Here is a 13,726-nt window from a genome sequence, read left to right as displayed (position 1 = left end):
GGGCACGAGCAGGGAATTGCAGTTGCCGTCTGGAACGGATGCTCGCTAGACTGAAAGCGCATCGACAGCCAAGGAGGACACGCGCGCATGACGCATAACATCGAAGGCAAAAAGCGCTGGCTTGCACTGATCGTGCTATGCATGGGCGTGTTGATGATCGTGCTCGATACGACGATCGTCAACGTCGCCCTGCCGTCGATCGCGGCCGATCTGGGCTTTTCCGAAACCGCGCTCGTATGGGTCGTCAATGCGTACATGCTGACCTTCGGCGGCTTTCTGTTGCTCGGAGGCAGGCTCGGCGATCTGTACGGACACCGCAAGCTGTTCCTCGCGGGCATTACGCTGTTCACGCTGGCGTCGCTCGCATGCGGACTCGCGAACTCGCAAGTCATGCTGGTTTGCGCGCGCGCAATTCAAGGGCTAGGCGGCGCGGTCGTGTCTGCCGTCTCGCTGTCGCTCATCATGAATCTGTTCACCGAAGAGGGCGAGCGGGCCAAGGCGATGGGCGTCTACGGTTTCGTGTGCGCGGGCGGCGGCAGCATCGGCGTGCTGCTCGGCGGATTGCTGACCAATCTGCTGAGCTGGCACTGGATCTTTCTCGTCAATCTGCCCATCGGTATCGCCGTGTATGGGGCGTGCATCGCGCTGATGCCGGCCGGCCGCGGGCACGCGCATGGCGAACGGCTCGACGTCGCGGGCGCGGCAACCGTGACCGCGTCGCTGATGCTGGCCGTCTACGCAATCGTCAACGGCAACGAGGCGGGATGGCTGTCCGCGCAAACCGTCGTCCTGATCGGCGTCGCGCTGGCGCTGCTCGGCGCGTTTCTCATCATCGAGGCGCGCGTCGCGCATCCGTTGATGCCGCTCAAGCTCTTCACGTTGCGCAATGTCGCGACGGCCAACGTGGTCGGCGTGTTGTGGGCAGCGGCGATGTTCGCGTGGTTCTTCATCTCGGCGCTTTATTTGCAGCGCGTGCTCGCCTATGCGCCGCTTCAGGTCGGCCTCGCGTTCCTGCCCGCGAATCTCATCATGGGCTTTTTCTCGCTCGGCCTGTCGGCGCGCATGGTGATGCGCTTCGGCATCCGGCGGCCGCTCGCCGTCGGCCTGTTTCTCGCGGCGCTCGGGCTGCTGCTGTTTGCGCGCGCCCCCGTCGATGGACACTTCGTCGTCGATGTGTTGCCCGGCATGGTGTTGCTCGGCGTGGGCGCGGGCGTCGCGTTCAATCCGATGCTGCTCGCTGCAATGAGCGATGTCGATCCCGCGGATTCCGGGCTCGCGTCGGGCATCGTCAACACGTCGTTCATGATGGGCGGCGCATTGGGACTCGCGGTCCTGGCGAGTCTCGCGGCCGCGCAATCGGCGAGCAGCGGTGCGCAGCAAGCCGATACGCCCGCTGCGCTCGCGAGCGGCTATCACGTTGCGTTTCTCGTCGGCGCGATCTTCGCGGCCATGGCTGCGACGATCGGCGGCGCGTTGCTGCGGCCCGGCTCGCCATCCGCCGCGCAACGTGAGCGCGACGGCGACACGTTGAAGCAGCAGATGGAGCAATCGCCATGAGCAAGACCACGGATGTTCCCGATCTGGTTCGCCGCTGCTTCGCGGCGTATCGGCACAAGGACCGCGCGGCGATCGAAGCGATCCTCGCCGACGATTTTCATTTCACCAGTCCACGCGACGATCATATCGACCGGCGCGAATACTTCGAACGCTGCTGGCCGTTCAACGAACAGGTCGAGTTCTTTCAGATCGAGAAGCTGTTCAGCGAAGGAAGCGAAGCGTTCGTGCGTTATGCGTGCAAACCGGTGAATCGCGAGGCGTTTCGCAATACCGAGTTCTTCCGGATCGAGAACGGCAAGATCGTCGAAGTGCAGGTCTATTTCGGGTCGCCCGCGAAAGACGTATCGGCGGAATGACGGGCCGCTGCATCTGCAGAACCGCAAGCGCGATCAAATGAACGGTCCGTCCAATCGATATGCTGGGTTCATGCCGAAACGAGAGTCCGTATGAACTTGATCGGAAACCCTGCGGGAAAGGCGTTGTGGTTTATCGAAAGCCACTTCCATGAGGAACTGTCTCTCGACGATATCGCCAGTTGCGGTTGCGTCTCGCGCTTTCATCTGTCGCGCGCGTTCGAAGCGGCAACGGGCCATGCGGTGATGCGCTATGTGCGCGCGCGCCGCCTGACGGAAGCGGCGCGGCGACTTGCGCGCGGTGCGCCGGATATCCTCGCCGTCGCGGTCGACGCAGGTTACGGCTCTCACGAGGCATTCACGCGCGCGTTTCGCGAGCAGTTCGGGCTCACGCCCGAAACGTTGCGCGCGCAAGGTCATCTCGACAACCTCGCACTCGTGGAGCCGATCAAAATGGATGAATCACTTCTTGCCCATCTGGAGCCGCCGCGTTTCATGGACGGCAAACCGTTGCTCGTCGCGGGATCGAGCGAACGCTACAACTGTGAAAGCAGCTCGGGCATTCCCGCGCAATGGCAGCGCTTCAACGCGATCTTCGGCAAGGTGCCCGGACAGATCGGCCGCGTCGCGTACGGAGTCTGCTACAACGCCGACGACTCAGGCAACTTCGACTATCTGTGCGGTGTGGAAGTCGCGGATTTCTCGGGCTTGCCCGATGAACTGAGCCGCGTGCGCATCGGCACGCAGCGCTATGCGGTGTTCACGCACAGCGAGCACATTTCGACGATACGCCGCACGTGGAACACGATCTGGAACAAGTGGCTGCCGGAATCCGGGCACGCCCCCGCCGATGCGCCCAACTTCGAGCGCTACAGCGAGCAGTTCAATCCCGTGACGGGCATGGGCGGCGTCGAAATCTGGCTGCCGCTCAGGAACTGAAGCGCGAACCCAGCGCGGACGCGAATCAGCGCGTGTCGCCGACGGGCGCGGCTTCGACTTCAAACGTGTCGCCGGTTTCGAAGAACGTGCCGCCCGCGACGTAATGGCAGGTGCGCATGTCGTGATCGTCGCCGAAGTGCCAGCGGTTGTCCGAATAGACGCGGCTGTCCGCGTAGCACGCGACCACTTCGGCGAGGATCAGATCGTGCCGCTGGGCGTCGTCGGGAATCACCTTGCATTCGAACCACGCCACGCACCCTTCCAGCATCGGCACATCGATCTTTTCGGCCGGAAACGTCTCGAGCTGGAGCGCGGTGAACTTGTCGATTTCGACGCCGGCGTTCGAGCCGACCGCGAGCGTATGGCGCGCGAAGCCGCGCGTGGGCAGTTGCAGGCCGAATACGCCGCTCGCTTCGACCAGTTGACGCGTCAATGTCTTCGCGTCGATCACGACGACGAGTTTCGGCGGCACGAAATCCAGCGGCATGGCCCACGAAGCCGCCATCACGTTCGAGCGCCCGTCGTGTGCGCTCGTGATCAACGTGACGGGACCATGGTTCAGAAGGCGCGTCGCACGTGCCAGATCGACGGGTTGCCGGAATGATTGCATGAGAGACCTTCGCGATATCGATCGCTGCATTCTAGCGAAGCCGGGCAAAACGCCAAGCTTGCGTGCCATGGCAGCAAAGCTGCCGCACGAGCATGCTTCATGCGAAAAGCAGATGCAAAAACGCGGGGCAAAAAAACGGCGGCGCCAATGCGCCGCCCGCAGATCCGCATGGATGCAAATTCAGTGCGTCGTCGGTGGCTTGCCGTGCGTGACGTCGAGCGGTTTGTGCGCTTCGCCGTTCGCGCCGGGGAAGAAGGCGTTCCATGCGGCACGCACGCCCTCGGCTGCCGTGGCCTCCGCGTCGATGGTTTCCGGTTCATCCACGCGGGCGGGATCTTCGCTCAGTCCGCGCCAGTGGGTGAACACGAGAAGCGGCTTCTCCGACCATCCGCCTTCGATAAATTTAGCGAATGCCGTGTCTCCGCTCACCAGCTGGACTTCGTACCACCCATCTCGCACGGGCGCATAGTCGTCCAGCGGGTACCATGCGGTCGCTTCGATTTCCATAGTGCCGTCTCCTGTCGTGGAAGTGACTCATAGGGAGGCATTGTTTATGCCTTACGGGCGGCGCGCCCGCTCACGGCGTCGGGTACTAGCGCGGTCCGGGACTTGCAGGGCGAACGGACCCAGAAAAAACGACGCACTTTTTGACCACGACGCACCACCAGATTTACACATCTCGCCTGTCGCCGTAAAGCCCGGCAACATATTCGGATTTTTCGAACGTACGGTCCGAAACGTTCGAACCTGAACATTCACGCCTTCGCGTTCAGTTTGAAGGCGCCGCGATCGAACGCTTCGCAGTATGCCTTCCAGTCGCTGACGACCTGCGCTTCGCACTGCGTCGCGAGTTCGATCAACGGCAATTGCCATTTGCCGTCTTCGCCGAAGGCGATCAGGTCGTCGGCGATTGCGGAAGTCTGCCTTCCGCTGCTGCGGAAGTGCGCCCACGCGACTAGCTCGGCCATGTTGCGTACGACGGACTCCAGCCGTGGCAGCTTGCCATTCCAGTTGTCGAGCGCGACGCGATCCTCCGATGGCTGCAGGCCGCGCAGCACGAACGGCCGCTGTTCGAACTCGACGGCATGCAGGAAGGCTTGCGACACCACCTGGTTGCGCCTCTGAATCTCGACGACGCGCTCGGCCTCGCTGCCCCATTTGGGCTGCGGCGTATGAACGTTCGGCGCGGTGGCGGACGGCAAAGCCAGCTTCATGTCGAGCAGGTAATTGCCGTCGGGCGAGCCCTTGCCTTCGACCAGAATCACATAGCGCTCGACGCCCAGACTGCCTGTACCCGCAATGCGGCGCGCGACGTCGATGATCTCGTAGAACTGCGGATTCGGCTCGCGCTTCGCGAAATCGTTCATGAACGCGACGACCTTGGCGCGCGCTTCGGCTGAGACAGGCAGCGCCTTTTTGCCGTCGACGCGCAGCGTCCGCTTTTTCCCCTTCAATTCGGTGCGCCGGTTCAGGTGATCGACGCGCGAGCGCTGGTGCAAAGCCGCGAACAGTTCGCCGACCATACCCTCGGCCGTCTCCTCTTCGATCCAGCGCGCCTTGCCAAAACGCAGCGCGGCGGCGTAGGCGTCGGTTGCCGTATGGCACAGCGCGAGTGCCTCGGCGCGACTGAGCTTCAGGTCGTCGGCCGCTACCAGCACGCTCGACAGCAGACGGATCATTTCGTACAGGCAGGGCGCCAGGCATGCCTCGTCAAAATCATTGATGTCGAAATAAATGAGCCGGTTGTCGCCCTTGTAGCTGCCGAAATTCTCCAGATGCAAGTCGCCGCAGATCCACGCGCGCGGCGCGCCGTCCAGCACTGTGCCTTTGGACAGACGCTTGTAGAACAGATGACAGGTTCCGCGCAGAAACACGAATGGCGACGCGCGCATGCGCGCGTATTTCATTGCGAGGCGTTCGGGGTCACGGCCCGCATTGAACCGGGCGATTTCATCAGCAACGTCGAGCATGCGGACCTCTCACGAATGGGGAATGATCGGGATCATTCTGTACCGCCAGCCTTTCACTTCCAAACGTTCGCAATCGGCGCACCTTTCACGACCGGTGGCGAGACACCGCGATGCTGGCTCCATCGAATCGCGCCCACCTGGTTCTTACGGGCGCGCAGCCTTTGCCGTATCGTGCCTGCTTGGCATACTTCAAACGGTACACGCGACGGGAGAATGACGTGGTGCAACGAGTCAACGAATACGGCCAGGCTATCGGCGAACCCATGCCACAGTGGCAGCCCGCAAAGGCGCCTGGCGATCAGCCGATGACAGGCCGCTACTGCCGGCTGGAACGGGTCGACGTCGAACGCCACGCGGATGATCTATACGACGCCGACAGCGCCGCGCCCGACGGCCGCGACTGGACCTATCTTTCGGTAGGCCCGTTCGACACACGCGAAGCGTACCGCGACTTCCTCGCGTCCTGCGCGGCTTCCCCCGACCCGCTGCATCACACCGTCATCGATCTCGCGACGGGCAAAGCCATCGGCACGCTTTCGCTGATGCGCATCGACAAGGCGAACGGCGTGATCGAAGTCGGCTTCGTCGTGTTTTCGCAGCGTCTGCAAAAGACGCGCATGGCAACGGAATCCATCTTCCTGTTGATGCAGCGCGTATTCGACGAACTCGGCTACCGGCGCTTCGAATGGAAATGCGATTCGCTGAATGCGCCGTCGCGCGCCGCGGCGGCCCGCTTCGGCTTCACGTACGAAGGCATCTTCCGGCAGGCCGTGACTTACAAAGGCCGTAACCGCGATACGGCGTGGTTCTCGATCATCGACAGCGAATGGCCGGCGCTGCGCGCCGGCTTCGCGCAATGGCTCGACGAAGCGAACTTCGACGCGCAGGGCACGCAGCGGCGCACGTTGCAGGCGTGCATTGCGGCACAACGCCCGTAACGCGGCGACACCGTTACATCATCAGGAATGCTTTCAAACTGCGGCGGATCGCATCCAGTTCGGGCTGCGCGATCCGCTCTTCCCTGAATTCACCGCGCCGCGCCACCCAGTCGAGCGTGGTGATCTGGTCGATCAGCGCGACGCACGGCTTTGACAACGCGGAGACGGGAATCTCCGTCGAAAAGCCGCGTATCTTCGACGTGCACGGCACGGCCACAATGCGCTGTGCCGGACCGTTGTGCTCGTGGTGCGACAACACCACCACGGGCCGTGGATAACTGCCCCCCTGCGCGTGCCCGACCACGGGTTCGAGACTCATCCACCACACATCGCCGATTTCGGGAACGCCGTTCTTCATGTTGCTCCTTACCAGTCGTCCTGGTCCGTTGGATCGGCAAGTTCGGAACCCACAGCCACGCCATGATCGATGGTCGGATGCACGTCGCCGGGCCGCGCCGCGAGTTGCTCGCGATACTCGTCCCAATTGAACGTCCTGATGGCGGGCGTTGCGACGAGCGCTCCATCCGCTACCACCATGTCGACTTCCTGATCTTCGCGCAGGTGCAGTTCCTCCGCCAGGCTTGCGGGAATGCGCACCGCAAGACTGTTGCCCCACCGCTTGATTGTCTGAATAGCCATAGCCCCACCTTCGCCCGAGAAATCCAGATACACGATTGCCTCCTTTGAAACCCCACGAGGGAGCAGAAGCGCCGCGCGTATCTACAATGTAGATACCATGATGCTACGCGGCGCGGGTTGATGTGTCAACGCTGTATCTACGTGCGATTGGGTGGTTCAGATGACCGATGCATTCGCGCAGTCAATATCGCATCGACGGCGGCCTCAAACAATTCGGCCGGAAGATATAGGAACCCTAGGAAAAGCCCGAAAAACTCTTAGACAGCGCGGCAAAACACCCCGGTCGGATGCCCTTTGTATGTCGCCTGCCGCGTCTCGACGTAGCCGCATTTCGCCGCAACCCGCCGGGACGCCACGTTGTCCGGCGCGATGATGCACACGGTCTCACGCTCAGGCCATTTCGCATCGGCCCAAGTCAGCGCGCCGCGCACGGCTTCCGTCGCATAGCCGATGCCATGCATCGACGGCATCAACGCCCAGCCGATCTCGGGTGCGCCGAGCGGCGGCTCGATGTCGCGCTGGTAGTCCGCAAAGCCGATCTCGCCGACGAACCGGCCGCTGTTTTTCTCGCGGATCACCCAGTAGCCGTAGCCGAGCAGCGCCCAGTGCCCGGCATAGCGCAGCAGCCGCGACCATACCTCTTCACGGCTGAACGGCTTTCCGCCGATAAAGCGCGTAACGGTCTCATCGGACCACAGCGCGTAACTCTCGTCGAAGTCCTCGCGAACGTGAGGACGCAAGATCAGACGGTCGGTTTCAACCTCAGGGACGGAAGGATTCATCGCGCGTATCCGGCGGGAGCCGGCCAGGAGGAAAGCGCCGATGATCGCAGATACGCGCGCCGCAGCAAAAGCCATTCACGCGCGGCGCGCGCCACGCTCAACAGAAATCACTGCCCGTTGAAAGCCGCTTCGAGCGCCTTCACATCGAGCTTCACCATTTGCATCATTGCCTGCATCGCGCGCTGGACCTTCGCCTGGTCCTTGTCTGTCAGAAACTTCATCATCATGGTCGGCACGATCTGCCACGAGACGCCGTAGCGGTCCGTCAGCCAGCCGCACTGCACCGGCGAGCCGCCGCCTTCGAGCAGCTTGTCCCACAACGTGTCGACTTCCTCTTGCGATTCGCACTTCACGAACATCGAAATCGCCGGAGAAAACGTGTACTGCGGGCCGCCGTTCAACGCGAGGAATTCGCGGCCTTCCAGATGGAAGGTGATCGTCAGCACTTCACCAGCCTTGCCGGGCATCGCCTCGCCGTAATGCGTGATGTCGCCGATGCTCGAATTCCCGAAGATGCCCGTGTAGAACCGGACGGCTTCCTCCGCATTGCCGTCGAACCACAGGCACGTGGCAATCTTGTCCATCACATCTCCTTGGATGGTTGTATCGGGCGCGGCAGCGTGCGGCGAAATGCGCGATGCATCACCGCGCACCGATTCACGCGCCCGCGACAGACGTTATTGACGGCCTTGCGCCATCTGCTCCATCGCCGATTTCATTTCGTCGGGCGTGACGTCGCGCTTGTGCGTCGCGACGGACCAGCGGTGGCCGAACGGATCTTCGACCTGGCCGTAACGGTCGCCCCAGAACATGTCGGTGGCGGGCATGATGACCTTCGCGCCCGCTGCCGCGGCTTGCGCGATGGTGGCGTCCGCGTCGTTGACATACAGGTGCAGCACGACAGGCGTGCCCTTCAGTTCCTTCGGCCCGAACGACGCGCCGTTGCCGCAATCGGGCATTTCGTCGACCAGCATCAGCGTCGAATCGCCAATTTTCAGCTGCGCATGCATCAGCTTGCCGCCGGGACCGGGCAGGCGCACCTGCTCGACTGCATTGAACGCTTTCTTGTAGAACTCGATTGCTTCGGCCGCGCCCGCGACGATGATGTGCGGTGTCAACGTGTGCATCCCTTCGGGGATGGGCTTGACGGCTGGCGTGGACATGTCGTGTCTCCTGATGTGAAGAGTTTCATGAGTGAAGAAGTTTCGCCCGATTAGCGAGTCTTCACCACTACGACGAGTGAGCCATCTTCAGATCGACACGTGCAACCGATTATTTTTTTCGCACCGGATCAAGCGGGGTCAAACGGGCCGCCATTGCCCCGGCACCCATGCCCAGTGATTGCCCTCCCAGCGATAGTGACCCTTCACCCACCGATATCCCAGCGCAGGCGCCGCGGGTATCACTTCCGCGACGGGTGCGGGCTGCGCCGGCCGCGCAGGCTCGACGACATAGCAGGCGGAAAGTGTCGATGCGCAGAGCGTGGCCACCAGCAGCGCGCGCAGTTTCGTGGATTTCAGGTTCAGACCATTCATCGTCGAGTTCATCTCCCTGTTGATCGACTAGGGATTCGGCTTGATTGTTAAATCGGCTCGCGCGGCCTAAACACGAATCAGGCCCGTCATCGGCTGCGCGCTGCCCGCTTGCGCGAACAGCGTGCGCGAAGTCCGGTGCGGATCGAGCCCGAGGCTTTCGCTCGCGACGCCCGTGATCAGCGCGTCGAGCGAGGCCGTCGGCTTCAGGTCGCGCGCCTGGTACAGATCGCTTTGCCGCAAGCCCGGCCAGTCGGCGACGACGCGCCCGCCCGCCACCGCGCCGCCGATCACCATCGCGACGGATGCCGTGCCGTGGTCCGTGCCGCCCGTCCCGTTCGCAGCAGCCGTGCGGCCGAATTCAGTAGCGACCAGCACCGTCGTCTTGCTCCACGCCGGTCCGAGCCCGTCGCGCAATGCAGCGAGCATCGTGTCGAGTGCTTTGAGTTGTGCGGCGAGGCGCGGCATTTGCGCGCTGTGCGTGTCCCAGCCGCCCGTTTCGATCATCGCGATACGCGGCCCGTCTTCGCGCGACAGAAACCCGGCCGCGAGCTTGCCGAGACTCGCCGGGTCCTGGCGCGCGCCCGCATCGCCCGCGAGACCGCGCGCCGCCATCGCGGATTCCCACAGCGGACGCAACTGCGCGTCCTGTTCGTAGAGCTGCGAGACGCGCGTGAGCAGATCGTCGGGTGCCTGCGGCAGCCCGGAAGGCGCATACGACGCGACGTTCGCCGCACCGCGCAACGCCATCGGCACGGTCGGCGCGAACGCGATCGCGTTCTCGTGCGTCGTCGACGCTGCACCGGGCATCATGCCGACGAGCCGATTGAGCCAGCCGTCCTTCACCTGATACGCGGACGATCCGCCCGTCTCCAGCACGTTCTGTCCGTCGAAATGCGAGCGGTCCCGATACGGCGACGCGACGGCATGCACGAACAGCGCCTCGCGCCGGCCGTACATCTGCCCGATCTGCACGAGCGACGGATGCAGCGCGAACGTGCCGTCCAGCTTCGTCGAAGCCGACGTATCGACGGCCAGCGCGCCACGCAGCGACGCATAGGCAGGGTCCGCGTACGGCACGACGATGTTCAGCCCATCGGCGGCGCCGCGCTGGATCACGAACACGAAGCGGCGGTCGGTCGCGGCGCGCGCGAACACGATCTGCGGCGCGACGAGCATCGCGCCCGCGCCAGCGGCTGCGGTGCGCACGAAACTGCGGCGAGTGAGCATGGTCATCTCCGTTGGAAATCGGGCGAGACGAGCAGCAGCGCGAGCGCCGTCGATGCGCTTTCCGCGCGCGACACGGCGAGCTGCGTCGGATCGCTCAGCGAACCTGCCGTCAGCGTCTGCCCGAGCGAGCGCGCATCGAGCCGGTCACCGACGCGCGCCGCGAAACGCTGCGCGATCTCGACACGCCGCACTAGCGCATCGGGCGCGGCCCAGCTCGCAGCGATATCGTCATAGCCGGCCGGCGAGCCCGGACGCCACACCTGCTGGCCGAGTTGCGTCAGCACGGGCGCCATCTGCACGACGCGCTCGCCGTCGTTCAGGTTGTGCATGCCGAGGCCGCGCATCGACGAAACCGTCCATTCCCAAGGCGACTTGAACTTGACGGCAACGGACGACCACGCGGCGTCACTGTCGATCAGCGCGCGATAAACCGTGGGCAGATCGCCGCGACTGCGCATGAAGGCTGTCGCCAGTTGGTCGACAACATCGGGCGACGGATTGTCCGCGACGAAGTGGCGCGCGAGCTTGGTCGCGATATGCGTCGCGGTGGCGGGCGCGCTCGACAGATCGTGCAGCACCGCGAGCGTTTGCCCTTCGCCCGGCTGGTCGTAGCGGCGGCCCATGATGGTCCGCGTCCCCGGCTCGTGCAATTGCGGACGGAACATGAACGCGCCCGGCGGCACGGCGTTCGCATTGTTCGCGTTGCCTGCGTTGTTCGCCTGCGGACCTTGCGCAGCCGCAATGCTCCAGCCCGTCATGGCGCGTGCGAACTCGGTGACGTCGTCCTGCGTGTAGCCACTGCGCACGCCGAGCGTATGCAGTTCCATGATCTCGCGCGCGAGGTTTTCGTTGAGTCCTGGCTTGCGGTTCGGATTGCGCTGCGCGGCACGCAACGCGGCGACGCTATCGGGTCCGACCGAGCGCGTCTGGTCGAGAAAAAGCTGCATCGCGGGATGACGCTCGACGGCCACCAACATGTCTTCGAAGCGCCCGAGCACGTGCGGGCGGATCGCCTCCGCTTCGAACGCGCCGGCGAACGGCGCGACGCGGCCTTTGTCGATGGAAACCGCGAAGTGATTCGACCAGAAATGCACGAGCCGCTCGATGAACGGCGCGGGCGTCGTCAGCGCGCTCGCGACGCGCGCGTTCACGGCTGCGCGGTAGGTGTCGCGCGTTTCCATGCGCTGCGCCTTGTTCGCGGCCTGACGGGCGGCTTTGCGCGCGTCATCCGCGTTGCTGGCGAGGTTCGGCGCGCTGGCTGCATTCGCGCCGCTCGCCGAGGCGTTCGTGGCGTTCGTTACCGGGTTTGCCATCGCCTGCTGGCGTTCATCGGCCAGATCCGCAGCGATTGCCAGCGATGTCGGTTGCGCAGCCCATGCCGCGGGCATCGGCTGATAGGCGTCGAACTGCGCGAGCAGCCAGTTCTTCGGATTCGCCGGTGGCGCTTCGTCGGCGCGCGCGCCGAGGCCGAAGCGGTTCAGCGCGATCGCGGCTGTGCTCAACGGCGGCGCCGTGGTTGCAGGTGAATTGGCCATGCTCGCTCCTGTCTCGCCTGTCGTGCGTGGTTCGATGTGCATTAAACGGAGCGAGTGACGCTTTTCCGTCGCTGCTTTTTTCAGTCGCGGCCGATCAGTCGCTGGCGGGTTGATTGCCCGGTTTCTGCAAGCGCTGCTGCGCCTGCGCGAGCCGCCATTGCCCACGCTCGCGCAAGCCTTCCGCGAACTTCACGCGCTCATCGGGCGACAAGGTCGCGGCGAAATCGGCGACGCTTTGCTCGACCCGCGAGCGCAGCGCGATATCGGCTTCGCGCGTGCGGTTCAGCGCCACGTCGAGCGCCGCGCGGTCCAGTTGCGGCGCGGCTAGCAGCCGCAGCACCTCGCGCCGGTCCTCGCGCCCGTCACGCGCGTACTCGCGCGCTTCGCGGCGCGCGTCCTTCAATGCATCGACGAACTGCTGCTGGCGCTCCGCCGACAGCCCTTCCGCCGCGAAACGCAGCGCGCGTGGCTGTGCTTGAGTGGCGGCCGTCGCGCCGCCATGCGCGACGAACCACTGATATGCGCCGCCCGCGACGCCGCCAATCAGAAACACGTTGAGCACCAGCGAGCCGACCAACAGAAATTTCCAGGCGCGTCCGCTCATTCGTCACTCCAGTCTGCGGCCGTGCCGCCAAATCCAGTTGTCAGATAGGAAGACTCCGGTCCCGGAGACGGGTTGCCCGTCACGAGAAAAAACGACACCGCGAATGCGCCCGCCAATCCGCCGATTAAACCAACGCCCGCGAACGCCGCGCCCGACCACCACCAGCCCGCCCGCCGCGAGCCGCCGCCCGCCCAGGCCAATGACAGCCAGCGCGGTTGTCGCAGTTTTCGGTTAGCGGGCGCCGAAGCAATCACGCGCTCGATGAGCGCGGCATCCGGCGCCACATCAGTCGCGGCGGCATCGCTCGCGAGCCATGCGTCGAGTTGCGCGGCCTGCGCGAGCAGCGCGTCCGCCTCGCGGTGATGCTGCGCGGCCCACGCGCTCGCGGCCGCGCGCTCCGCTTCGGGCCAATGGCGCGCATCGGCGCCATACGCATCGACGATTGCGCGAAATCTCTCTGGAGTCATCGGCTGGTCCTCGTTCCGGCAAGATCGTCGCCCGCCAGTTGCGCGCGCAGATTGCGCCGCGCGCGGGCCAGCAGGCTTTCGAGCGCATCGACGGTAATCCCCATCAGGGCGGCCGCCTCGATGTTCGACAGTTCCTGGTAATAGTTGAGCACGAGCGCCTCGCGCTGACGCGCCGGCAACGCGGCGAGCGCCGCGCGCACGCGTGCCTCGCGCGATTGCGCTTCGAGTTGCGCATCGGGCGTGGCGGTGGGATCGACGGCGTCGGGCAGTTCGTCGGCGGGTTCCTCGCGATGCGCGCGCAAACGGTCATAGCAGAGATTCAGAGCGACGCGATGCAGCCACGTATCGAAACGCGCCTCGCCCTCGCGCCAGCGCGGCGCCTGCTTCCAGATGCGCATGAACGCTTCCTGCGCGACGTCTTCCGCTTCCATACGGTCTCCCAGCATCCGCGTGGCGAGCGCCAGCAGACGCGGCAACTTGCGCGCGACGAGCGTGCGGACGGCGGCCGGCTCCTGCCTGCCGACGCCCGCCACCAGTTCCGCGTCCGGATCGCGTTCGCTCAACGCGCGC

General features: G+C 64.4%; 18 protein-coding genes. 4 read left to right on the top strand and 14 right to left on the bottom strand.

Annotated features, from left to right (window positions below):
• Positions 1 to 87 precede the first annotated feature (87 nt).
• The 3 genes from SB822_RS05480 (at position 88) to SB822_RS05470 (ending at position 2,849) form a co-directional block, all read left to right on the top strand.
• On the top strand, positions 88 to 1,557 hold the full coding sequence (locus SB822_RS05480; RefSeq protein WP_410854228.1) for a DHA2 family efflux MFS transporter permease subunit: 1,470 nt from the start codon (positions 88 to 90) through the stop codon (positions 1,555 to 1,557).
• A complete protein-coding gene (locus tag SB822_RS05475; RefSeq protein ID WP_410854227.1) occupies positions 1,554 to 1,913 on the top strand; it encodes a nuclear transport factor 2 family protein in 360 nt (119 codons plus the stop codon). Before SB822_RS05480 ends, SB822_RS05475 begins: the two co-directional genes overlap by 4 nt.
• A gap of 90 nt (positions 1,914 to 2,003) precedes the next feature.
• Positions 2,004 to 2,849 carry a GyrI-like domain-containing protein gene (locus SB822_RS05470; protein WP_410854226.1) on the top strand — a complete coding sequence of 282 codons (846 nt, stop codon included), beginning with the start codon at positions 2,004 to 2,006 and terminating at the stop codon, positions 2,847 to 2,849.
• A 25-nt stretch (positions 2,850 to 2,874) separates the two neighbouring features.
• Here the strand turns inward: SB822_RS05470 and SB822_RS05465 are convergent, their stop codons facing one another.
• The 3 genes from SB822_RS05465 to SB822_RS05455 form a co-directional block, all read right to left on the bottom strand.
• A complete protein-coding gene (locus SB822_RS05465; RefSeq protein WP_007583028.1) occupies positions 2,875 to 3,459 on the bottom strand; it encodes a flavin reductase family protein in 585 nt (194 codons plus the stop codon).
• Between the two features lie 180 nt (positions 3,460 to 3,639).
• Positions 3,640 to 3,966: a hypothetical protein gene (locus SB822_RS05460; RefSeq protein ID WP_007583025.1), complete on the bottom strand. Its 327-nt coding sequence runs from the start codon at positions 3,964 to 3,966 to the stop codon at positions 3,640 to 3,642.
• Between the two features lie 248 nt (positions 3,967 to 4,214).
• Positions 4,215 to 5,429, bottom strand: coding sequence for a DUF2252 domain-containing protein (locus SB822_RS05455; RefSeq protein ID WP_410854225.1), 1,215 nt, complete (start codon positions 5,427 to 5,429; stop codon positions 4,215 to 4,217).
• A gap of 218 nt (positions 5,430 to 5,647) precedes the next feature.
• Between SB822_RS05455 and SB822_RS05450 the strand changes: the two genes are divergently transcribed.
• Complete coding sequence (locus tag SB822_RS05450; RefSeq protein WP_410854224.1) at positions 5,648 to 6,367, top strand: GNAT family N-acetyltransferase; 720 nt, start codon at positions 5,648 to 5,650, stop codon at positions 6,365 to 6,367.
• Between the two features lie 13 nt (positions 6,368 to 6,380).
• Here SB822_RS05450 and SB822_RS05445 read toward each other — a convergent pair whose 3' ends face one another.
• The 11 genes from SB822_RS05445 to SB822_RS05395 all read right to left on the bottom strand — a co-directional run bounded on the left by SB822_RS05445 (position 6,381) and on the right by SB822_RS05395 (position 13,719).
• A complete protein-coding gene (locus SB822_RS05445) occupies positions 6,381 to 6,725 on the bottom strand; it encodes a type II toxin-antitoxin system PemK/MazF family toxin (protein ID WP_410854223.1) in 345 nt (114 codons plus the stop codon).
• 8 nt (positions 6,726 to 6,733) lie between these two features.
• A complete protein-coding gene (locus SB822_RS05440) occupies positions 6,734 to 7,006 on the bottom strand; it encodes an AbrB/MazE/SpoVT family DNA-binding domain-containing protein (RefSeq protein ID WP_007583018.1) in 273 nt (90 codons plus the stop codon).
• 257 nt (positions 7,007 to 7,263) lie between these two features.
• Positions 7,264 to 7,788, bottom strand: a complete 525-nt coding sequence (locus SB822_RS05435; RefSeq protein ID WP_410854222.1) for a GNAT family N-acetyltransferase — start codon at positions 7,786 to 7,788, stop codon at positions 7,264 to 7,266.
• Between the two features lie 107 nt (positions 7,789 to 7,895).
• The gene (locus SB822_RS05430; protein ID WP_086916910.1) at positions 7,896 to 8,372 is read right to left on the bottom strand and encodes a VOC family protein; all 477 of its coding nucleotides are present in this window, start codon (positions 8,370 to 8,372) and stop codon (positions 7,896 to 7,898) included.
• A 93-nt stretch (positions 8,373 to 8,465) separates the two neighbouring features.
• Positions 8,466 to 8,951 (bottom strand): VOC family protein, encoded by a 486-nt coding sequence (locus SB822_RS05425; RefSeq protein WP_007583012.1) that lies wholly within the window; start codon positions 8,949 to 8,951, stop codon positions 8,466 to 8,468.
• A 138-nt stretch (positions 8,952 to 9,089) separates the two neighbouring features.
• Positions 9,090 to 9,335 carry a YXWGXW repeat-containing protein gene (locus SB822_RS05420; protein WP_410854221.1) on the bottom strand — a complete coding sequence of 82 codons (246 nt, stop codon included), beginning with the start codon at positions 9,333 to 9,335 and terminating at the stop codon, positions 9,090 to 9,092.
• Between the two features lie 54 nt (positions 9,336 to 9,389).
• Positions 9,390 to 10,550, bottom strand: coding sequence for a DUF1501 domain-containing protein (locus SB822_RS05415; RefSeq protein WP_410854220.1), 1,161 nt, complete (start codon positions 10,548 to 10,550; stop codon positions 9,390 to 9,392).
• A 2-nt stretch (positions 10,551 to 10,552) separates the two neighbouring features.
• Positions 10,553 to 12,085, bottom strand: coding sequence for a DUF1800 family protein (locus SB822_RS05410; protein WP_410854219.1), 1,533 nt, complete (start codon positions 12,083 to 12,085; stop codon positions 10,553 to 10,555).
• Positions 12,086 to 12,179: 94 nt separating this feature from the next.
• Positions 12,180 to 12,689, bottom strand: a complete 510-nt coding sequence (locus SB822_RS05405; RefSeq protein WP_079500595.1) for a periplasmic heavy metal sensor — start codon at positions 12,687 to 12,689, stop codon at positions 12,180 to 12,182.
• Positions 12,686 to 13,156, bottom strand: coding sequence for a hypothetical protein (locus SB822_RS05400; protein ID WP_410854218.1), 471 nt, complete (start codon positions 13,154 to 13,156; stop codon positions 12,686 to 12,688). Before SB822_RS05400 ends, SB822_RS05405 begins: the two co-directional genes overlap by 4 nt.
• The gene (locus SB822_RS05395; RefSeq protein ID WP_410854282.1) at positions 13,153 to 13,719 is read right to left on the bottom strand and encodes an RNA polymerase sigma factor; all 567 of its coding nucleotides are present in this window, start codon (positions 13,717 to 13,719) and stop codon (positions 13,153 to 13,155) included. Before SB822_RS05395 ends, SB822_RS05400 begins: the two co-directional genes overlap by 4 nt.
• Positions 13,720 to 13,726 lie beyond the last annotated feature (7 nt).

Source organism: Paraburkholderia sp. SIMBA_054, assembly GCF_046534875.1.
Lineage (GTDB): Bacteria > Pseudomonadota > Gammaproteobacteria > Burkholderiales > Burkholderiaceae > Paraburkholderia > Paraburkholderia hospita.
The sequence above is the reverse complement of the archived record's forward strand: the minus strand, read 5'-3'. Positions and strand labels throughout refer to the sequence as shown.